Raw genomic sequence first — 16,408 nt, forward strand, 5'->3', positions numbered from 1 at the left:
CCGTTCACTCCGCCGCCTGCGAGCCCGGCGCCGCTTCGACCGGACGCGGCTCATCGGCCTCGACCTGCTCCCGGGTGCGAGTGCGCTCGAGCATCCGCCGGCTCTCGACCAGACTCGCCGTGGCGCCGCCGTTGTCGGTCCAGCGCACCCAGACCTCGTCGCCGTCGATCGCGCGGACGATCCCGCGCCGGTCGTGGATGAAGTCCGGGACGGCCACCTCGTCGCCGATCGCGAGCTTCGTCTCGGCGAGATCGGCGGCCGATCGATCGACGATGACGTCGGCGTGGCCGCCCTCGACCCTCGCGAGAATCGGGTCTCGGCTACCCGCCGGATGGCCGTACCCGACGACTGCCCGCACCAGGATCACATCGCCCCGCACCAGGGCCACATCGACCGGGATTGCCATCGCGCTCACTCCGCCGCCCGGGCGCCCACGCGGCGCAGGAAATGCGCGGTCTCGGCCCGCACGGCCTCCTCGTATTCGAGCGCGGTCATGCTCTCGCCCGCGGCCTCGTTGAGGATCCGGCTGATCACCCGCGCGAGAGCGACGTCGTCCACTTCATGACCCGGGCCACCCCAGAGGACTTGAATACGAGGACGCCCGCCGGCGACCGCGATGCACCGGCTGCTCTCTGAGAGCGGCCGGAACGGCGCTGGTGCGCCGAGCATGTAGAGGACGGCCGCGGTGGTGGCCTGGGAGGCGGTGCGGCTCATAGCGCACCCCGCACCTGCAGGTGGTACGCATCCCGACCCTCGGCCAGGAAATCGAGGCCACCGCAGTCCCGCGGCGCATTCTCGGCGCAGGCCTTCACTCCGTGCCGCCGCGCCGCCTCCTGCAGCCCGGCCGGCAGCTCGTTGCGCTCGTCGTCCTGATCGATCATATCGACCACCCGGCCGAGCACGGGCGCCGTCATATTGCGGGCGACTGGCGCAAGCGGGTCGGCGAGGTCGATCTCGTAGACCTCCTCGAGCACGGCGTAGGAGCGCTCGTCGGAGAGGAAGGCTGCGGCCGCGGTGAGCCCGTTGTCGACGAGCGTCTCCTCGATCCAGCCGAGACCGGTGTTGTCGCGGAAGTGCACCAGGTAGGTGCGGGCGGGTTCGCGCGTCACAGCACGCCCCCATCGATCCGGCCGGCCCGCAGGCCGCTCGCCGCCACGAACAGGATCAGCATCGCGATGGCGAGCACCAGGAGCGCCATCCGGAGCCAGTCCCGCTCCCGCGCCACGGGCAGCGGGTCGTTGGCCGGCTCGTCGTCCTCAGGCCACTCGGTCAGGCGCTCCCGCAGCGTGCGCAGGTAGGCCGGCTCGTCGAGGTGGCAGGGGGCGACGCGCTCGCGGCTCGTGAGGGCGCGGCCGTGGATCGCGATCAGGTCGGGTTGGGGGCGGGTGAGCACTGCGGGTCTCCATCGCTTCGGGGAGAGGCGATGGACACAAGGTACTTAGCGTACCCAGCGTGTCAAGTACGATTTGTACCCAACCTGGCCGTACTGGTTGTCGTCACATGTGACCGACACGACACCCACGGCCAAACTCTCGTGGATGGCGTGCTTGGCCGGACGCCACCTAGTGCATTGACGCCTTCAAAAGGTACACCGCGCGGAGCGATTTCCTCTTCAGTCTCAGACGGTTAGCGACCTGGCACCTGATGCGAATGTCGGCGTCTCTGCACTAGCTATTTGGAATTGACGCTCGCGCACGAGCACCAATAATGCATCTCGGTAGGCTCGCTGGAGCGCCTGGTCGCGCACGCGGCACCCGGGAGGACGTCAGCCCTTCGGATGGCTGGCTCTACGCCTTCCGGAACACAGGTCCAGGAGCCTACCGCCTTCTACCTGGTTCCGTTTTGTAGCCGTAGAAGCGGAATATTGCCTTCTGTTCCTCCGTTAATTCGGCAGTCCATAGAGGATAAGGCATAACCTTGAGACCGAAGTCTACAATACTGTTGTCGCGCATTGCCATTCTTGGCTTCAATAACTTTGCATACTCCGGCCTACAGGAGCCGTCCGGCTTTGGAGTGACGCTTTGAAAAAACGCGCTTGCCACGACGTCAGCAAGCATGAGGCCCGCGCGGGTTTTATGAGGGTAAGACTCAACAAGATCTATATCTACGACGCTCCAGTCTAAATCTCCCCTGTCAAGATATAAAGATTTTCCGATACTCTGAAGCCTCAGCCAATGCAGATATGCTCTGAACTGGCTGTAAGACATTCTATGACTCTCTGAGAACACAAATTTGACTTTGGCCCGAGGAGTGTCCTCTTTTAGATTGCGCAGCCCACAATAAGCAGTAACTCTTTCTAGCAACAGACGAGATGCCCAGCAATAGAACCAGTTCCTGGAAGGGATTTTTCCAGCCCTTTGATTTGTATGCTGGCGTATGTTTTTCTTGTTGCATGCAACTATAAACAAGCGCGCCGGCAAATCAGCAATGTTCTTACAAACGGTTTCTCTATCCCTATCCGAGCGCAGTCGGTTAAAATGCAGGTCTCTTTGCCCGGTAAAATCAAGCTGACTTAGAATATGGCGGACCCAAAGCGGAGGTGAAGCTTCACAGTCGGCACGGATCAGAACCGCCGATAATATGAACCACTCTGTGCCACCGTCGGGATCAATAGGTCGGACTGATCTCAACCCATCGTCGCCGGCCTCATCTATGAATGCTACATAACGATAGGAGTGCTCTGGGCTCTCAAAATCCATTCTAAATTCGGCATAATGCCGCCTCGGAAAGCACTACGCCCGGGTTGTCTGGATGCCCAATTCCCATTCAAGAATTTTCTATTCATTCGGCTGCCCTCATTGGCTTCTGCTTTGTCCTTCTTTCTATTTCTTTGCCATTAGGCACGCGCTGAACTTGCTTTCCCGGTACTATAAGGTGAATCATCCCGACTTCGCGGATGCGGACGTCTTTCATAGTCGGCGCGTTAAAGCTCTCCAGATCATAGGTGTCTGTCGTACTGCCGCGCAGTACCCGTTTCAGGTACCGCTTCCAGTCCGCCGTTACGACGAGCGCCACGTCGCCGAGCACCATCTCGACGGGCACAGCCATCTTCCGTACCAAGATCACGTCGCCTGGGTCGTACTTTGGCAGCATAGAGTTGCCGAGCACCTCGTAAGCCGCCACGTCGTCAGGCAATGGATAGTCAACCTCTACAACCGCTAGCTCGTCGTTGAAGTACTGCGCCACGTTGGTGTCGATCTCACCGCCGGCTCCGATCATGCCTTCAATGCGCACTCGACTGGTGCGTTGCAGGCCGCCTTCGCCGCTGACAAGCCATATCCAGGAAATATTGAAGGCGCGACCGTATTCTTTCGCCTCTTCGACTCCGTAGTCGCGAATACCGCCCTCCCGTGACTTATATGTGTTTTCATTCCAGCGGAAGTGCTTTGCGGCAGCTCGAGGGCTGTCGAACCCAGCGCGCTCGCGTGCTGATTTGAGTCGGGAGGCTCGGTCGGTTGCATCCATGAACAACTCGTACCCTGGATGCTGGGTACGTTTCGTCTTGCTATCGAATGGGTACTTATGGTACCCAGTGAGCATGGATAGCTTCCGTGCCCTCATCGTCGCTTATGGCCTCAGCGAGTTTGCTGCTGACATTGGCGTTCACGAGAACACCGCTAAGCAGATGCGGAAGCGGGATTCCGTGGCTCCCGAGTACTGGGATGCGTGGGTGCGTGGCGCCCGCGTTCGTGGGGTCGGCGGGGTGACGCTGGAACGCCTCGCGAGCATTGCCGCACAGAGGCGCGTTCGCGCAGCTCCCACCACCCCCGAACTGGCGGAGGCGCGGCCGTGATCGCTCGCCTCCTACTCGCTTGGCTGGACCGGCGGATCGATGCGCGCATTGAGGCGCGCAAGGCCGAGCGTCAGGCTGCCGCCGATGCCACCCGGTCGTTCATGATCGCAGAGATCGACCGAATTCGCTCCGCCGGCGGGCGCCCAGGCACCTGCCTGGAGACTGGCCGTGTCCGCGACCTCGGGCCCCGGCGCTACAGCAAGGAATCGAACGCCGCCCCGAACGTGTCGTCGAGGAACCCCTCGGCGTCCGACGAGACCTGTTTGGTGACCTCGGCCTCCCGCCAGTCGCGATCCTCGCAGGACATCCGATGAATTGCGGCGTCTACTCGCTCGTCCGTTGCAGTGCGGAGGCGCCTCAGGGCCGCCTCGCCCTGCTCGCGTCCTATCTTGGAAAGAAGTGTCTGCAGAAGACTGCGGATCGCGATGAGCGATCCTCGCGCCATCTCCGAATCCACTTCGCGGCCGCTCATGATCGCCTCCCTCGGCATGGGCAGTTGCGAGAGGGGCCGGGCCGCTACCCGGCCCCTCACCTGACTATGCTCGCGTCATCTCAGGCCACCCGCAAGGGAGACGCCGCATGACCCGCCCAGTGCAGGACATCGGACCCATCCGACTCTCCTGGGCCGGCAACACGCCGGTCCTCGCCATCCCCGAGGCAGGCCCCGCCGCCACGGTCGTGCTCACGCCTGAGCAGAAGGCGCAGCTGATCGCCGCGCTCGCGACCGGCCCCGGCGACGGCGCGCCGCTCTCGCACGGCATCCGTCCCGGTCCCCGTCCGCTCCGCGGCATGGCCGCCGTCCACGCGCCCGGCGAGCGGAGGCTCTCCGCCGACGGCGACCGCCCGCGCCTCGTCGAGGTGCCCTGACATGCGCGCCTCCGACCTCCCGCCCATCCTCGCCGCCCACATCGTCGTGTTCGCTGCGCTCGGCTGGTTCGTCATGGCCGTCCGGCCCGAGATGGTCGTCCCGGTCGAGCGGCACGGGCCGAGCGTGATCCTGTTCCGGGTGGCGCCATGACTGCCGCCGCTCACAATGGGGCCAGCCTCACGCCAGCTGGATATGCGCACCTGCGCGTCCGCGGCGTGGCGGGCATTGCCGTCGCCACCATGAATCGCCGGTCCAGCAATCCTGGCCCATCCGGCGGTGCGCCCGGTCCGGCAGCGACCGGCCCCTATCCGCTCCGGACCGGGCGCAACACCGCCGACTCCTGCGATCTTGGTTCGACCTTTCGCGCTGGCATGGCCGGCGCTGCGAAGCCCTGCCCGGCATGCAACTCCCCGGGCGGAGCACTGCCCTCCTTGGGCGTCGTCCCAGCGACTGCCCCCTCTCTCAACCGGGAGAGGGGGCTTCTTGGGACCGATTTCCACGCTCGCCCGCTCCGGCCGGCCCGAAGCGCGGCCGAGGCGCCCCGCTGGTCGAGCCTGCATGTCTCCCAGCGGGATCTGCTGTTCCTGCGCGACCGTCATCAGCCGGCAAGCAAAGCCGGTCGCGCCGTAGTATCTGCGTATCCGATCCACCTCCATCTACAAGCTCCTCTCACCTGTTCCAAGATGAACAGGAACGGATTTGCAGATGTGCAAAACATGTTCACGGGTTAGGCCAATGTCGACTGCGCAGGTCGCAGAAGCCCGGACTTGGCTGGACCGCATGGTCCAGTGGGAGAGCCGCGGGCCGGGCGACACGGACAACGCCCTCCGCCGCGTCGCGCGGCTTGCGGGCGTCAACTACGGCTCGGTGTGGTCGCTCCGCTACCGCGCCCCGAAGCGGATCTGGGCGGACGTCTACGTGTCGCTCGCCGCCGCCTACGAGACCGCCCGGCACCGTCAGCTTCAGGCGCTCCAGCATGACATCGAGATCACCGCGGCGATCACCGGGCCTCGCCACCCTGTTGTTGTGGCGGCTCGCTCTGCTGCTGGTGCGGCTGATCCCGATCCCGCGGGAGTGGTGGCCGAGGCTCTGGGAGCGCGAGAGGCGGCCGGACCGCGTCGACCCGCGGGGGCGATGAGCCGTGACTGACCTCGCCGCCATCCCGCTCGCCGATGTCGGGGCCGTCGGCGCCGGCCTGAGGATCACCACCGCCGGCGGCACCGCGACCGTGTCGCTCGGAGCCGAGGCCGGCGCCGTCGTGCTGGCGGTGGCCGCCCCGCGGCTCGGCGAGGACTGGCGCCTTCCGCTCTGGGCCGTCGAGCACCTCGCGCAGCAGTGCGCGCGGGCGCGGGCGGAAGCCGCCGAAATGGCGGCCGGCTGCGCGGCCCTGCCCGTCGATGCCCTCACCGATCCCTGACTAACCTCGGCGGCCCGGCGCCGCCCAACGTGGAGCAGTGCTGTGGCCGAGAAGATGGGCAAGGCGAGTCGGGGGGACACCGGCATCAATCCGAAGGTCCTCGATTCGCTCGTGCGCAAGTGCGAGGGCATCAAGGGCGAGATGGACGAGTGCCGGGGCGAGCTCGGCGCCGCCATCAAGGATGCGGAGGAGGCGCACGGCGTCCACCGCAAGGCCTTCAAGCAGATGATCGCTCTGCGGAAGATGGACGAGGCCGCCCGGGCCGACTACCTGCGCGCGTTCGACGACTACCGCGAGAAGCTCGGGCTGAACGCCCAGGCCGACATGTTCGACGAGCCGCCGCGGGCTTCGGCGGATCCGGGCGCGAAGCAGGCCGCCGAGAACGTCGAGCGGCTTAAGGGGATGAAAACGGCCGAGCCGGTGCACTGAGGCCGGCCGATGCGCAAGATCCTGGCCCTCGACCTCGCGACGCGCTGCGGCTGGGCCTGCGGCGCGCCCGGGTCCGAGCCGACCTACGGGACGAAGGTCCTTCCCTCGACGGGCGAGGACATCGGCCGCTTCGCCGACGCCTTCAACACCTGGCTCCTCGACATGATCACGCTGGAGGATCCCGGCGTGGTCGTCTTCGAGGCGCCGGTGATGAGCGGCACCACCTCGCTCGCGGCGGCGCGCAAGCTCTACGGCCTCGCCTGGCACACCGAGTTCGCCTGCCGGCTGCGGCAGGTGCGCGTGATGGAGCACCACCTGCAGTCGGTGAAGAAGTTCTTCGCCGGCAGCGGCCGCGCCGACAAGGCGGCGATGATCGCCGCGGCGGAGCGACAGGGCTGGGCGCCGAAGGACGACAACGCGGCTGACGCGCTGGGTCTGTGGGCCTGCGCAGTGCACCAGCTCGCGCCGCAGCATGCTGGTCGCTTCCAGCTCGGTCCGCTCGGGGCGGGGAGGGCCGCATGATCGCCGCCCGCCTCCACCCGCTCACCCCGGCCGAGGAGGGGCCCTGCCTGCGGCGCCTGGCGGCCGCGGGCTACCTGCTCGTCGCGAAGGCCGGGCGCGCCGGAATCGGCTTCGTGTGGCCGTCCCCGCCCGAGCCGCCGCCCGGCGTGCCGGCCGAGCGCGCCGTGTCGATCGAGCGGGTGCAGGCGGCGGAGGCGGCGGGCGTCATCGTGCCGTGCACGGTCATGATGGGCGCGGATCTGCTCGGGCCGCAGCCGGTGCCGGCGTGGCGGGCGCGGGGGCGGTCATGAGCTGGCCGTTCGACCCTCTGCCGCCCCTGTCGTTCGACCTGATCATGGGCGATCCGCCTTGGGCCTTCTCCCTGCGGTCGGCGAAGGGCGAGGCGAAGAGCGCGCAGGCGCAGTACGGCTGCATGTCGCTCGACGCGATCAAGGCTCTGCCGGTGGCGCACCTCGCCCGGCAGGACGCGCTTCTGTGGCTCTGGGCGACGCATCCGATGCTGCCGCAAGCTCTCGCCGTCATGGCGGCCTGGGGCTTCTCCTTCACCACCTCCGGCGTGTGGGTGAAGACCACCCCCGGCGGCAAGCTCGCGTTTGGCACCGGCTACGTGCTGCGCTCGGCCTCCGAGCCCTTCCTGATCGGCAAGTTCGGGCGGCCCCGCACGGCGCGCGATGTCCGCACCGTCATCGTGGCGCCTGCCCGGGAGCAAAGCCGCAAGCCCGACCAGCCGTACGAAGCGGCCGAGGCGCTGGCGACCGGCGCGACGCGGCGGGCAGACCTGTTCTCCCGGGAGACGCGGGCCGGATGGGAGGCCTGGGGCGCGGAGGCAGGACTCTTCGACCCGCCGGCCGTGCAGGCCGCGGAGTAGCGCCATGGCGAGCTTCCGCAGCCTCCCCGTCTTCTCTCCCGCGATCATCGGCGTGTTCCGCCGCGGCGAGGACGCCTTCCGGCTGACGCACGCGATCGGCGCCGTGCCGGACGCGGCGGCCGCCGCGCGGGCGCTCGGCGATCCCTTCAATCGCGAGCGGCACGCCCAGGCGCTCGCATTCCTCGAAGGCCTGCAGCCGCGCCAGCAGGAGCGGATCCTGGCCGCCTACGACCGGGAGGCTCGCTGATCATGGGTGACCTGGTCCACCTCCGTCCCCCACCCGACCAACGCGAGATCGTTGCGTTCGAGGCCTTCCGGTCCGCGCTCCTGATCGCGCGCGGCACGGGGCGCCTCAGCGACATGCGCACCGCCGTCGAGGCCTACGACGCCTGGGTGGCGCTGAGCCGGCAGCTTGAGTGCGAGCGGGGGCGCCGATGAGCGGACGCGTCGTTCCCTTCGCGGCGCCGGCCCTCGATGAGACGCTGCCGCACAGCGTGGAGACCGAGCAGGCCCTGCTCGGCGCCATCTTGAACAACAACGATGCGCTGTCGCTCGTCACGGCGCTCGTCGCCCCCGAGCACTTCTTCGTGCCGGAGCACGCCACGATCTTCCAGCAGATCGCGGCGATGGTCGGCGCAGGGCTGCAGGCCAGCCCGATCACGCTGAAGCCCTACCTAGGCGACGCCGACCTCGGCGGACTGACGGTGGGCGAGTACCTCGCCCGGCTCGCCGCGGAAGCGACCACAGTATCGGGTGCGCCCGGCTACGCGCAGATCATCCGCTCGCTCGCCACGCGTCGCGACCTAATCAGGGCCGCGCATCGGCTGCAGGAGCGCGCCCGCTTCAGCGGCGCCGAGGTCACCTCCGACGAGATCATCGACGGGATCGAGGGCGACCTTCTCGACGCGCGCGCCGCATCGCCGAAGGCCCACCTCGCCGGCATGTCGGCCGGGGAGGGCGCCGCGTGGATGCTGGAGCGCATCGAGGCAATGCGGGCCGGCCAGCTGGCGGTTCCGGCCATCTCGACCGGGATCCCAGACCTCGACCGCGCCACGGCGGGCGGCTTCGGACGCGGCCAGCTCTGGCTCCTCGCTGGTCGCCCGGGCATGGGCAAGACGGTCTCGATGACCGCGCTGTCGCGCTACGCCGCGCGCAACGACGGGGTGCTGGTGTTCCAGCTGGAGGTCACCCGCGACCAGATGATGGCGCGGTACTTCGCGGACCTCGCCTACGCCTCGCACAAGCCGCTGACCTTCGGCGCGATCATGCACGCCGTCGACCTCGACGACGAGGACATGTGGCGGTTGCGCGATGCGCAGAAGCGGTTGGACCGGCTGCACCTGCGGATCGAGTGCGAGCCCAGCATATCGCTCGCTCAGATCGCCGCCTCGGTGAAGGCGCAGAAGAAGCGCCTGGAGCGTGTCGGCCAGCGGCTCGGCGTGGTGTTCATCGACTATCTCAAGTTCATCAAGACGACCGACCGCTACAAGAGCAACCGCGTGCTCGAGATCGGCGAGATCTCCGGCGGCCTGAAAACGCTCGCCAAGGCCGAGGACATCTGCGTGGTGCTGCTCACGCAGCTGAACCGCGGCGTCGAGGCTGAGGGACGCGCCGATCGCCGCCCGTCGCTCGCCGACCTGCGCGATTCCGGCGAGCTCGAACAGGATGCCGACGTCGTCCTCTTCCTCTACCGCGAGGCCTACTACCTCGAGAAGAAGCTCAAGGCCTCCTCCGATCCCGAGATCGGCGCCCGATTCATCGAGAAGCGCAACGCGCTCGAGATGGCGCTGGGTAAGAACCGCATGGGGCCGACGCCCACGCTCGACCTGTGGGTCGACGTCGCCTCCTCCACCATCGCATCTCACGCCAGGGGGCCGGCCTGATGGCTCGCATTCGCACGATCAAGCCGGAGTTCTGGACCTCCGCCCAGGTGATGGAGTGTTCGCCGAACGCTCGCCTCCTGTTCATCGGCCTCTGGAACTTCGCCGACGACGCCGGCCGGATGGCGCTCTCGCCGAAGCGCATCAAGGCGCAGATCTACCCGTCCGACGATTTCACGGCTGCGGACGTTCGTCGAATGATCGACGAATTGGCGGCGAACGACCTCGTCAGCGTCTATGTTGTTGACGATGAAGAGTTTCTAGCCATCACGGGGTGGCATCATCAGAAGATCGATCGGCCGCAGGATCCCCGAACGCCCGAACCGCCAGACGGTCATTCGCCGAATGGACGTCGAACGTTCGGCGTAGGAAGGGAAGGGAAGGGAGAGGATAGGAAGGGAAAGGATCTTAAGGCGGCGGCCAATGGCGCACACCCCCCGCGCGAGGGTCGGACGCTCAACGCCGTGGCACCCCCGGTGCCGGGCCCGCAACCCGCCGATGCGCGGCGCCAGCCGCCTGCCGAGCCCGATCACGGTCACGCCGCCCCGCCACCCGCCAGCCGGCCGGCCACGCCGACCCGAGAGTGCGACACCGCCGCGGGCTTCGACCGGATCGCCGGCCGCTGCCGCGAGGTGCTGCCCGAGACCTGGGGTCTGCGCGTCGAGGCCGACGCCCGGCCCGTAGTGCAGCTCGTCCGGGAGGGCCTCGACCTCGAGTCCGAGATCGTGCCGGCACTGCGCGAAGTCGCCTGCCGCCGCACGCCAATCCGCACCTGGCCGCTGCTCGCCAACGCCGTCGCCGAGCGGGTGATGGCGCAGCGCTCCGCCCGCACTGCGCAGGGCCTTTCGCCGAAGCCGCCCGCGCCGCCGAGGCCGGAGGAGATGATCGACCTCGGTTCGCCCTACGGCGCCTACGGCGAGGCCGTGCTGAGGGTGTTCGTCGAGAAGTTTCGAGCCGACCCGACAGCCTGGATCGAGCACCTCGTCGGCCCGGCGCCTGGCCGCCCCGGCTGCCGCATCCCCGCCCGCCTGCTGCTCACCGAGGCCGCCTGATCCCGAATCCCGCCCCGCGGGCCACCCGCGGCCGCCGTGCCGCCCCACCCGGAGATCCCCGATGCCCGACCTCAAGACCCGAGACCTCGTCGCCCTGACCGCCCAGACGGTCGCCGCCTACGTCGCCCACAACCCCATCCGGCCGGCCGACCTGCCGGGGCTGATCCGCGACACCCACGCGGCGCTGGTAGCGCTCACGGCCCCGGCGCCGGCACCCGAGGCCGGGAGGCCCGTCCCGCCGGTGCCGATCCGCAAGACCGTGACCCCGGACGCGATCTTCAGCCTGGAGGACGGCAAGCCCTACAAGTCGCTGAAACGGCACCTGAATTCGCGCGGGCTGACCCCCGAGGCCTACCGCGCGAAATGGGGCCTGCCGGCCGACTACCCGATGACCTGCGCGTCCTACTCGGCGGCCCGGTCCGAGCTCGCCAAAGTGCTTGGGCTCGGACGCAAGGCGGCGCCGCGGCTCGTGGATGGGACCGAGGCGGCGTAACGAACCCGGCCGGCGCTGCGGTGCCGGCCTTGATCCACCTGGCGGGATGCGACATGAGCCGACCCTCACGCAAGCAGCGGACCCGGGCGAAGAAGCACCGCAAGGACGACCGGAAGGCCGTGCCGGAGGGACTGATCCGACCCGAGGAGATCGAGACGGCGGCCCAGCGCAAGGCCCTGGAGCCGGCCGAGCGCGCGGCGCAGATCGCCGACCCGACCTTCCTTGAAGTGCAGGGGAGGGTGGCGTGAAGGCCCACACTGAGAGGACCCGCCAGCGCGGGACCGCCCTCCACGACCCCTGTCTCGTCGGCAACGGTGCGTGGTGCTCGTCCTACTGTGAGGGCAAACCACCGCCGATTCTCGATCTCGAGCGCTTTCGCCGGGGCCGCAACGAGTGCGGCGGCAATGGGCGAGTCGTGTTCGCGGCCGAAACAATCGTTGCGAACGCGATCACCGAAGCACGGGTGCTGCGGAGGCGCTCACGGTGAACGCACCGGCCGCCATGCCCTTGACGTGCGCCGCACGTGAAGCCCCGGACCGGTCCGGGCCGGCAGGGGCCGGCACCGCGCGACCGTCCCGCCGCCTCGTCCGCCGGGCGAAAATGCCGTCCGGCCGGCGCATCACCGTCGACACGCGGTCCGGCCTCGTCTCGGTCGGCGCTGAGGCCGCGCGTGTCTCCCCTCTCCAGGCCAAGCTCCTCGTGATCCTGATCAAAGCTTCCCCACGCCCGGTTGACCGTAGCCGGGCCATCGAACTGTTGTTCAAGGGGCGGCGCTTGCAGGATCGCACCGACTATTTCCGCCGGATCCTCCACGAGACGCGCGCCGTCCTGCAGGGGCTCGGCGCCACCATCCTCTACGAACCGAACCCGGCGGGCTCAGACCTGCCCGGTTACCTGTCGCTCCTTGAGGCGCGGGCCGCGACCCGGGGGCGGTCATGAAGCATGCCGTGACCCGCCTTGCGCTCCCCCTCGACGCCAGGGCCGCCCTTGTGGCGGCCCGCCGCGTGCCCCAGCACCTGCTTGAGGATCCGATCGGCCGGGCATGGCTCGCCGTCCACATGCTGGATCACCCGACCCGCGGGTGGGACAGTGCCGATGTCGATTTCGCGCTGGAGCACGCGCACGAAATCCTGCGCGCGATCGGCGGCCGGATCGGCCCACGCAGCGACCGTGGGTTCTGGCCGGTGATGAGCTCCGATGCCGTCGCCCGCGGTCGGGTGACAGCGGAGCAGGTATCGTTCGTCGAGGCCGCGCTCTCGTGGCTGTCGCTCTACGTCGACAGGGAGCCCGAGGCCCGGGCGCTGCAGCTTTGGTGCGAGTGCGTCGAGCAGCGCCGGAGCTTCAGCGGCGCCTGCAAACGCCTTGGGCGGAACATCAATACCGAGAAGACGCGCCGTCGTCGGGGCTCGCTGCTGATTGCCGCCGGCCTGTGTCGCGACGACGTGCCGATCCCCGCCCACGTGATAGATGCCCGTAAGGCCCAGGAAGGCGCCGAGCGTCTCGCGGAGACAGAAGCCGCCCTCGCTCGCGCGCCGGCAGGGCAGGGGGTGCCGCAGGCTCCTCGTGAGCCTGCGGCCGCTCCCGTCCTCGACCCGGCCACCACCGAAGCCCCGCCTGAACTTTGGGACCGGATCCGTGCCGCCCTTTCCCAGCGCCGTCGCGGCGAGAGCCTGCGGGGGATCGTGAGGGCGATCCTCTTCGCGCACGTGAGGGTCGAGTTCGCCGGTCAGAGCACGGCCGTCGCTGAGAAGCGCCGCCAGTACCTTTTCCGGCTCGCCCGGCGCGAGGGGATGCTGGACGACGGGGGGCCGCGTTGATGTGCCCCGAGGCCCGCGCCGACATCGCGAAGCTGATCTCTCTCCTGGGCTCGGACCATGACGGCGAGGCGCTGGGCGCCGCCCGGGCGATCGGGCGCAAGCTCGCGCGGTTCGGCCTTGGCTTCTCGGACCTCGCGCTGGCGATCCGCCCCGCGGTGGTCGTCCCGGCAGGCCAAGCCGGCCCCGGAGGCCGCCGCGATCGAAACCGCCCGCCTGCGGGGCGCGGACGCGGCGCGCAAGGGCAAGCTCCGCATGGCGGTCCCCGTCTCCTACCGGCCCGAGAGCCCGAACGGGCACCCGGAGCTGGTGACCGCCTACCTCGACGAATCCGACGCGACCTAGGCCGAGCTGGCCGGTGGAGAGGAGCACTGACCTATGAGCAACGCGACGACCTCGACCCTGGTCGAAGGGGACATTATCACCATCGAGGCTGAAGTCCGCTGGCTGCACCAGGCGGATCAGAACCAGATCGCCGTCAGGCTCGGCGGGCAGGCCAACTACATCAACCGGAGCGCCATCGTCGGCGTCCGCCCCGCCCTCCGGGACGGTGATCTGGTCCGGCACCTCGACCACCCCGCCGAGGGGATCATCCGGGGCGTCTACGGCCGGCAGGCGTGGGTGTCCTGGCGCGATCACGAGCCGGACACGATCGTCACCACCGACCGCGTGGTCAGGCTTAAGACCGCCGTAGAGCTGGCCGTCGGCGCCCTTGCGGCCAGCCTCGTCGGGGACGCCCCCGCCGACCCGGCCGAGGGCTGATCCGATGACGGGTCTACCCATCACCAGCTCGACCCCCGACAGGTCTATGACGCGCACACGCTGGAGCTGGCCGTCTGCGGCTGAAAGGAGCCGGCCTGCCGGCAGATGTACTTCCTGCTCGGAGACGCCCAGGGGCGGATCTTCGCCCGCGTGCCGCTGATGGCCGCGGCTCTGGGCGACTGGACCATCGAATCCTCCGCGACGGTCGCGGAGGTCATGGAGCGCAGCCGCGGCGCGATGCTCGCGCGCGGCCCAGCCGCGGGGAGGACGTAGCCATGTCCCGCGCCCGGAAGCGCGTCGCGATCGGCGGGGACCGGCCGCCGAGCCACCAGACCTACCGCGTCGTCCGCGGCGAGTGCGGCGACACGGCCGACGTCGGTAAGCAGGACTATTCCCCCGATGCCGCGGCCGAGATCGCCCCCCAGAGGCCGCGAGGCGGCCCCACGGCTCCGGCCACGAGCCCCGCCGACGCCGCCTGATGGCCCGCGAGGGCATCCTGTTCGAGACGCTCGGCGTCCCCAGGAGGCGCTGCGGGGGAAGTCCTCATCCCGGGTGATCCGCGAGCCCGTCTGTGAGGAGTGCCGCGCGCCAGCGCCCTTCGGCTACGGCCCGCCCGGCCCCGACCAGCTCCACGAGCCTCGGCGCTGGTTCTGCCGTGAGCACCGAGCCGAGGGAATCGCTGCCTGGAAGTCGATGGGCGGCCGATCCGCCGCCGCGCGAGCCTGGAGGAGCTGTGAGATGACGACGATCCGCACCTGCGCCGGCATGGACGAGGACTGCCCGCCGGAGCGCCGGTGGATCGCCCGGCTGGGGAAGGAGATCCCGGCGGTGGCCGGCAGGGCGTTCGCGCCGTCCGCCATCGTCGTGTTCGCCGCCGACCCGGAGGAGCTGCTCGCCAAGGCGCGGGCGGCCGTTGCTGAGGAGGCGATGCTGGCCCGCCGGCAGGCTGCCCGCGAGGCGGCGAAATTCCCTCCCAGGCTTCCGCCCGGGCAACTGCCAAGCTAAAGCCAGCCCCGTCTGACCCCGCGCTACCCAAGGAGATTCGCGTGAACCCTACCGTACCCTGCTCGGACTGCGACGGCACAGGCGACACGACCGGCATCTTGCTCACCAGCATGCCGCCTCAGCCCAAGCCGAGCGCGCCGTGCTCCGGCACCGCGCGGGCGACGGCCGCGACCGGCGACGACCGGGAGGCCGCCCCTGTCCCTCCGGCGAGCCATTGGGACAAGCCACCGCCGATCACCCCCGAGCTGATCGAGGAGCTGCGCCACCGCGCCCGCACCTTCATCCGCCAGAAGTACCCGCTGACCTACGAGCGAGGCCTGATCGAGCTGATATCCACGCCCGAGTGGAAGGCGGCCTGGATCCTGGCCGAGATCCTCAAGGCCGACGCCGCCCCGCGTGCCGACTGAGCGGGACGTGACGATGACCGACGCGGAACGCGACGCGCGCGATCAGGCGCTGGCGGAGATCTTGACCTTTGAGATGCTGGCGGCCGGCGTCGAGGAATTCAAGCGCGCGCAGGTCGCGATCGCGGACGCGGACAAGACCGGCAATGTCGCAATCGGCTGCATCTGCGCCCGCGTGTACCTCGCGATGCGCGCGGCCGAGCCGAACGGGCCGGAGGCGTCGCTGCCGGCCCATGGTCTAACGCCGGGCTGCCAGTAGGCCGCCAATCCAGCGTTTGACGGATCGGCACAGGTTCCTCGGCCGCCCCGAGATTACGGACGGCAAGCCGGACGATCTGATTGGTGGCCGAGTAAAACAGACAAGAGGAAGTGATGAGCGAAGCATTTTGGAAGATCGTTGACGGTCATGGGCTCGATTGCATCCCGAGCGACGAGCACGAGGCACTGTTGACGATCTGCACCCGCCTCGTGCGCGCCGAGGCCGAGCGCGCCGCAGATCACCGCCGCGTCACGAGTGCCCTGGAACGCTCGAATGCGTGGCGCGAGCGGGCCGAAGCTGCGGAGGCCGAGCGCAACAGGCTGCGGGGGGCGCTGGAGAACAGCAACGCCCTCCTGGCGGCCATGCTGCACGAGAAGCCCGACGATGCGGAGATCTCGGCGCAGATCACCGAGAACCGGACGGCGATCCTTGGCCGCGCCGCCGTGGATCCGCCTTCGCGGCGGCGCGGGTTCGCGGTGAAAGACTCGTACTTTACGGACGACTGATCGCAGCGGCCCGGACAGTGGGACGGAGGATGAGATGTGGCTCGCGCATGCCTTCTACGCCGATGAGCACGGCAAGAAGTGGCAGGTGATCGACGCCGCTTTGACCCCTGATCAGGTTGACGGTGCGATCCGCCGGCACAAGCAGGAGGGCGGCTGCCATCTCGTGGAGCTGTGGCAGCACGCCGGTTGCTTCCACGCAATCGGGTGAGGCGGAGGCGGTTCCGCCCAGGAGAAAGGCCCCGGCTTGCGCCAGGGCCGATCCCGTCTCCGCTGCGAGCGCAGCCGCCGTTTCAATCCGCGCCCCGGAGGGCGATCCCCGCGCTGGCGGGGGAGAAC

Annotated in this window: 32 protein-coding genes; 25 read left to right on the forward strand and 7 right to left on the reverse strand. The window is 68.8% G+C overall.

The features are described from left to right. Positions 1 to 4: 4 nt before the first annotated feature. From M446_RS19540 to M446_RS19570, 7 genes are all read right to left on the reverse strand, one after another. Positions 5 to 406, reverse strand: coding sequence for a hypothetical protein (locus M446_RS19540; RefSeq protein ID WP_012333827.1), 402 nt, complete (start codon positions 404 to 406; stop codon positions 5 to 7). 5 nt (positions 407 to 411) lie between these two features. Then, positions 412 to 558 (reverse strand): hypothetical protein, encoded by a 147-nt coding sequence (locus M446_RS39065; protein WP_265576393.1) that lies wholly within the window; start codon positions 556 to 558, stop codon positions 412 to 414. A gap of 152 nt (positions 559 to 710) precedes the next feature. Continuing rightward, positions 711 to 1,109, reverse strand: coding sequence for a hypothetical protein (locus M446_RS19550; protein ID WP_012333829.1), 399 nt, complete (start codon positions 1,107 to 1,109; stop codon positions 711 to 713). Then, positions 1,106 to 1,393, reverse strand: a complete 288-nt coding sequence (locus M446_RS19555; protein WP_012333830.1) for a hypothetical protein — start codon at positions 1,391 to 1,393, stop codon at positions 1,106 to 1,108. The genes M446_RS19550 and M446_RS19555 overlap by 4 nt, the downstream gene beginning before the upstream one ends. A gap of 424 nt (positions 1,394 to 1,817) precedes the next feature. Next, on the reverse strand, positions 1,818 to 2,699 hold the full coding sequence (locus M446_RS35645) for a DUF3800 domain-containing protein (RefSeq protein WP_012333831.1): 882 nt from the start codon (positions 2,697 to 2,699) through the stop codon (positions 1,818 to 1,820). A gap of 82 nt (positions 2,700 to 2,781) precedes the next feature. Further along, positions 2,782 to 3,465 (reverse strand): helix-turn-helix transcriptional regulator, encoded by a 684-nt coding sequence (locus M446_RS35650; protein WP_012333832.1) that lies wholly within the window; start codon positions 3,463 to 3,465, stop codon positions 2,782 to 2,784. Positions 3,466 to 3,986: 521 nt separating this feature from the next. Beyond that, on the reverse strand, positions 3,987 to 4,265 hold the full coding sequence (locus M446_RS19570) for a hypothetical protein (RefSeq protein ID WP_265576394.1): 279 nt from the start codon (positions 4,263 to 4,265) through the stop codon (positions 3,987 to 3,989). 107 nt (positions 4,266 to 4,372) lie between these two features. On the opposite strand from M446_RS19570, the gene M446_RS19575 reads away from it, so the two are divergent. The 25 genes from M446_RS19575 (at position 4,373) to M446_RS38235 (ending at position 16,280) form a co-directional block, all read left to right on the forward strand. Continuing rightward, complete coding sequence (locus M446_RS19575) at positions 4,373 to 4,660, forward strand: hypothetical protein (RefSeq protein WP_012333835.1); 288 nt, start codon at positions 4,373 to 4,375, stop codon at positions 4,658 to 4,660. Between the two features lies 1 nt (position 4,661). Beyond that, a complete protein-coding gene (locus tag M446_RS38225; protein ID WP_012333836.1) occupies positions 4,662 to 4,811 on the forward strand; it encodes a hypothetical protein in 150 nt (49 codons plus the stop codon). Positions 4,812 to 5,396: 585 nt separating this feature from the next. Beyond that, positions 5,397 to 5,810 (forward strand): hypothetical protein, encoded by a 414-nt coding sequence (locus M446_RS19580; protein ID WP_018261559.1) that lies wholly within the window; start codon positions 5,397 to 5,399, stop codon positions 5,808 to 5,810. Continuing rightward, the gene (locus M446_RS19585) at positions 5,803 to 6,078 is read left to right on the forward strand and encodes a hypothetical protein (protein ID WP_012333838.1); all 276 of its coding nucleotides are present in this window, start codon (positions 5,803 to 5,805) and stop codon (positions 6,076 to 6,078) included. The genes M446_RS19580 and M446_RS19585 overlap by 8 nt, the downstream gene beginning before the upstream one ends. Before the next feature lie 42 nt (positions 6,079 to 6,120). Further along, positions 6,121 to 6,507 carry a hypothetical protein gene (locus M446_RS19590; RefSeq protein WP_012333839.1) on the forward strand — a complete coding sequence of 129 codons (387 nt, stop codon included), beginning with the start codon at positions 6,121 to 6,123 and terminating at the stop codon, positions 6,505 to 6,507. A gap of 9 nt (positions 6,508 to 6,516) precedes the next feature. Further along, a complete protein-coding gene (locus M446_RS19595; RefSeq protein WP_012333840.1) occupies positions 6,517 to 7,029 on the forward strand; it encodes a hypothetical protein in 513 nt (170 codons plus the stop codon). Next, complete coding sequence (locus M446_RS19600; protein ID WP_012333841.1) at positions 7,026 to 7,319, forward strand: hypothetical protein; 294 nt, start codon at positions 7,026 to 7,028, stop codon at positions 7,317 to 7,319. Before M446_RS19595 ends, M446_RS19600 begins: the two co-directional genes overlap by 4 nt. After that, positions 7,316 to 7,897, forward strand: coding sequence for an MT-A70 family methyltransferase (locus tag M446_RS19605; RefSeq protein ID WP_012333842.1), 582 nt, complete (start codon positions 7,316 to 7,318; stop codon positions 7,895 to 7,897). The genes M446_RS19600 and M446_RS19605 overlap by 4 nt, the downstream gene beginning before the upstream one ends. A gap of 4 nt (positions 7,898 to 7,901) precedes the next feature. After that, positions 7,902 to 8,144 (forward strand): hypothetical protein, encoded by a 243-nt coding sequence (locus tag M446_RS19610; RefSeq protein ID WP_012333843.1) that lies wholly within the window; start codon positions 7,902 to 7,904, stop codon positions 8,142 to 8,144. A gap of 2 nt (positions 8,145 to 8,146) precedes the next feature. Further along, a complete protein-coding gene (locus M446_RS19615) occupies positions 8,147 to 8,335 on the forward strand; it encodes a hypothetical protein (protein WP_012333844.1) in 189 nt (62 codons plus the stop codon). Next, complete coding sequence (locus tag M446_RS19620; RefSeq protein WP_012333845.1) at positions 8,332 to 9,780, forward strand: replicative DNA helicase; 1,449 nt, start codon at positions 8,332 to 8,334, stop codon at positions 9,778 to 9,780. The genes M446_RS19615 and M446_RS19620 overlap by 4 nt, the downstream gene beginning before the upstream one ends. Next, a complete protein-coding gene (locus M446_RS19625; protein WP_012333846.1) occupies positions 9,780 to 10,829 on the forward strand; it encodes a hypothetical protein in 1,050 nt (349 codons plus the stop codon). The genes M446_RS19620 and M446_RS19625 overlap by 1 nt, the downstream gene beginning before the upstream one ends. Before the next feature lie 61 nt (positions 10,830 to 10,890). Further along, a complete protein-coding gene (locus M446_RS19630) occupies positions 10,891 to 11,322 on the forward strand; it encodes a MucR family transcriptional regulator (protein ID WP_012333847.1) in 432 nt (143 codons plus the stop codon). Between the two features lie 53 nt (positions 11,323 to 11,375). After that, entirely contained in the window at positions 11,376 to 11,570 is a 195-nt protein-coding gene (locus M446_RS19635; protein WP_018261554.1) for a hypothetical protein, read from the forward strand. A 235-nt stretch (positions 11,571 to 11,805) separates the two neighbouring features. Next, a complete protein-coding gene (locus M446_RS19640; RefSeq protein ID WP_012333850.1) occupies positions 11,806 to 12,261 on the forward strand; it encodes a hypothetical protein in 456 nt (151 codons plus the stop codon). Then, positions 12,258 to 13,139 (forward strand): hypothetical protein, encoded by an 882-nt coding sequence (locus tag M446_RS19645; RefSeq protein ID WP_265576395.1) that lies wholly within the window; start codon positions 12,258 to 12,260, stop codon positions 13,137 to 13,139. The genes M446_RS19640 and M446_RS19645 overlap by 4 nt, the downstream gene beginning before the upstream one ends. Before the next feature lie 117 nt (positions 13,140 to 13,256). Continuing rightward, on the forward strand, positions 13,257 to 13,481 hold the full coding sequence (locus M446_RS19650) for a hypothetical protein (protein WP_150108708.1): 225 nt from the start codon (positions 13,257 to 13,259) through the stop codon (positions 13,479 to 13,481). Positions 13,482 to 13,514: 33 nt separating this feature from the next. Then, positions 13,515 to 13,898 (forward strand): hypothetical protein, encoded by a 384-nt coding sequence (locus M446_RS19655; protein WP_012333853.1) that lies wholly within the window; start codon positions 13,515 to 13,517, stop codon positions 13,896 to 13,898. Between the two features lie 105 nt (positions 13,899 to 14,003). Then, positions 14,004 to 14,171, forward strand: a complete 168-nt coding sequence (locus M446_RS38230; protein ID WP_012333854.1) for a hypothetical protein — start codon at positions 14,004 to 14,006, stop codon at positions 14,169 to 14,171. 2 nt (positions 14,172 to 14,173) lie between these two features. Next, a complete protein-coding gene (locus tag M446_RS19660; RefSeq protein WP_012333855.1) occupies positions 14,174 to 14,377 on the forward strand; it encodes a hypothetical protein in 204 nt (67 codons plus the stop codon). 259 nt (positions 14,378 to 14,636) lie between these two features. After that, positions 14,637 to 14,903: a hypothetical protein gene (locus M446_RS19665; protein WP_018261548.1), complete on the forward strand. Its 267-nt coding sequence runs from the start codon at positions 14,637 to 14,639 to the stop codon at positions 14,901 to 14,903. A gap of 41 nt (positions 14,904 to 14,944) precedes the next feature. Beyond that, entirely contained in the window at positions 14,945 to 15,310 is a 366-nt protein-coding gene (locus M446_RS19670) for a hypothetical protein (protein ID WP_012333857.1), read from the forward strand. 13 nt (positions 15,311 to 15,323) lie between these two features. After that, positions 15,324 to 15,566, forward strand: coding sequence for a hypothetical protein (locus tag M446_RS19675; RefSeq protein WP_012333858.1), 243 nt, complete (start codon positions 15,324 to 15,326; stop codon positions 15,564 to 15,566). 113 nt (positions 15,567 to 15,679) lie between these two features. After that, positions 15,680 to 16,072: a hypothetical protein gene (locus M446_RS19680; protein ID WP_012333859.1), complete on the forward strand. Its 393-nt coding sequence runs from the start codon at positions 15,680 to 15,682 to the stop codon at positions 16,070 to 16,072. Between the two features lie 34 nt (positions 16,073 to 16,106). After that, complete coding sequence (locus tag M446_RS38235) at positions 16,107 to 16,280, forward strand: hypothetical protein (RefSeq protein WP_012333860.1); 174 nt, start codon at positions 16,107 to 16,109, stop codon at positions 16,278 to 16,280. The last annotated feature ends 128 nt before the right edge of the window (positions 16,281 to 16,408 follow it).

It is taken from the genome of Methylobacterium sp. 4-46 (genome assembly GCF_000019365.1).
Taxonomy (GTDB): domain Bacteria; phylum Pseudomonadota; class Alphaproteobacteria; order Rhizobiales; family Beijerinckiaceae; genus Methylobacterium.

Excerpts from the sequence above, each read along its gene's own strand:
- M446_RS19540 (WP_012333827.1), bottom strand. The coding sequence starts at position 406 with ATGGCAATCCCGGTCGATGTGGCCCTGGTGCGGGGCGATGTGATCCTG.
- M446_RS35645 (WP_012333831.1), bottom strand. The coding sequence starts at position 2,699 with ATGGATTTTGAGAGCCCAGAGCACTCCTATCGTTATGTAGCATTCATA.
- M446_RS35650 (WP_012333832.1), bottom strand. The coding sequence starts at position 3,465 with ATGGATGCAACCGACCGAGCCTCCCGACTCAAATCAGCACGCGAGCGC.
- M446_RS19570 (WP_265576394.1), bottom strand. The coding sequence starts at position 4,265 with ATGAGCGGCCGCGAAGTGGATTCGGAGATGGCGCGAGGATCGCTCATC.
- M446_RS19575 (WP_012333835.1), top strand. The coding sequence starts at position 4,373 with ATGACCCGCCCAGTGCAGGACATCGGACCCATCCGACTCTCCTGGGCC.
- M446_RS38225 (WP_012333836.1), top strand. The coding sequence starts at position 4,662 with ATGCGCGCCTCCGACCTCCCGCCCATCCTCGCCGCCCACATCGTCGTG.
- M446_RS19580 (WP_018261559.1), top strand. The coding sequence starts at position 5,397 with ATGTCGACTGCGCAGGTCGCAGAAGCCCGGACTTGGCTGGACCGCATG.
- M446_RS19595 (WP_012333840.1), top strand. The coding sequence starts at position 6,517 with ATGCGCAAGATCCTGGCCCTCGACCTCGCGACGCGCTGCGGCTGGGCC.
- M446_RS19600 (WP_012333841.1), top strand. The coding sequence starts at position 7,026 with ATGATCGCCGCCCGCCTCCACCCGCTCACCCCGGCCGAGGAGGGGCCC.
- M446_RS19605 (WP_012333842.1), top strand. The coding sequence starts at position 7,316 with ATGAGCTGGCCGTTCGACCCTCTGCCGCCCCTGTCGTTCGACCTGATC.
- M446_RS19610 (WP_012333843.1), top strand. The coding sequence starts at position 7,902 with ATGGCGAGCTTCCGCAGCCTCCCCGTCTTCTCTCCCGCGATCATCGGC.
- M446_RS19615 (WP_012333844.1), top strand. The coding sequence starts at position 8,147 with ATGGGTGACCTGGTCCACCTCCGTCCCCCACCCGACCAACGCGAGATC.
- M446_RS19620 (WP_012333845.1), top strand. The coding sequence starts at position 8,332 with ATGAGCGGACGCGTCGTTCCCTTCGCGGCGCCGGCCCTCGATGAGACG.
- M446_RS19625 (WP_012333846.1), top strand. The coding sequence starts at position 9,780 with ATGGCTCGCATTCGCACGATCAAGCCGGAGTTCTGGACCTCCGCCCAG.
- M446_RS19630 (WP_012333847.1), top strand. The coding sequence starts at position 10,891 with ATGCCCGACCTCAAGACCCGAGACCTCGTCGCCCTGACCGCCCAGACG.
- M446_RS19635 (WP_018261554.1), top strand. The coding sequence starts at position 11,376 with ATGAGCCGACCCTCACGCAAGCAGCGGACCCGGGCGAAGAAGCACCGC.
- M446_RS19645 (WP_265576395.1), top strand. The coding sequence starts at position 12,258 with ATGAAGCATGCCGTGACCCGCCTTGCGCTCCCCCTCGACGCCAGGGCC.
- M446_RS19655 (WP_012333853.1), top strand. The coding sequence starts at position 13,515 with ATGAGCAACGCGACGACCTCGACCCTGGTCGAAGGGGACATTATCACC.
- M446_RS38230 (WP_012333854.1), top strand. The coding sequence starts at position 14,004 with ATGTACTTCCTGCTCGGAGACGCCCAGGGGCGGATCTTCGCCCGCGTG.
- M446_RS19660 (WP_012333855.1), top strand. The coding sequence starts at position 14,174 with ATGTCCCGCGCCCGGAAGCGCGTCGCGATCGGCGGGGACCGGCCGCCG.
- M446_RS19665 (WP_018261548.1), top strand. The coding sequence starts at position 14,637 with ATGACGACGATCCGCACCTGCGCCGGCATGGACGAGGACTGCCCGCCG.
- M446_RS19675 (WP_012333858.1), top strand. The coding sequence starts at position 15,324 with ATGACCGACGCGGAACGCGACGCGCGCGATCAGGCGCTGGCGGAGATC.
- M446_RS19680 (WP_012333859.1), top strand. The coding sequence starts at position 15,680 with ATGAGCGAAGCATTTTGGAAGATCGTTGACGGTCATGGGCTCGATTGC.
- M446_RS38235 (WP_012333860.1), top strand. The coding sequence starts at position 16,107 with ATGTGGCTCGCGCATGCCTTCTACGCCGATGAGCACGGCAAGAAGTGG.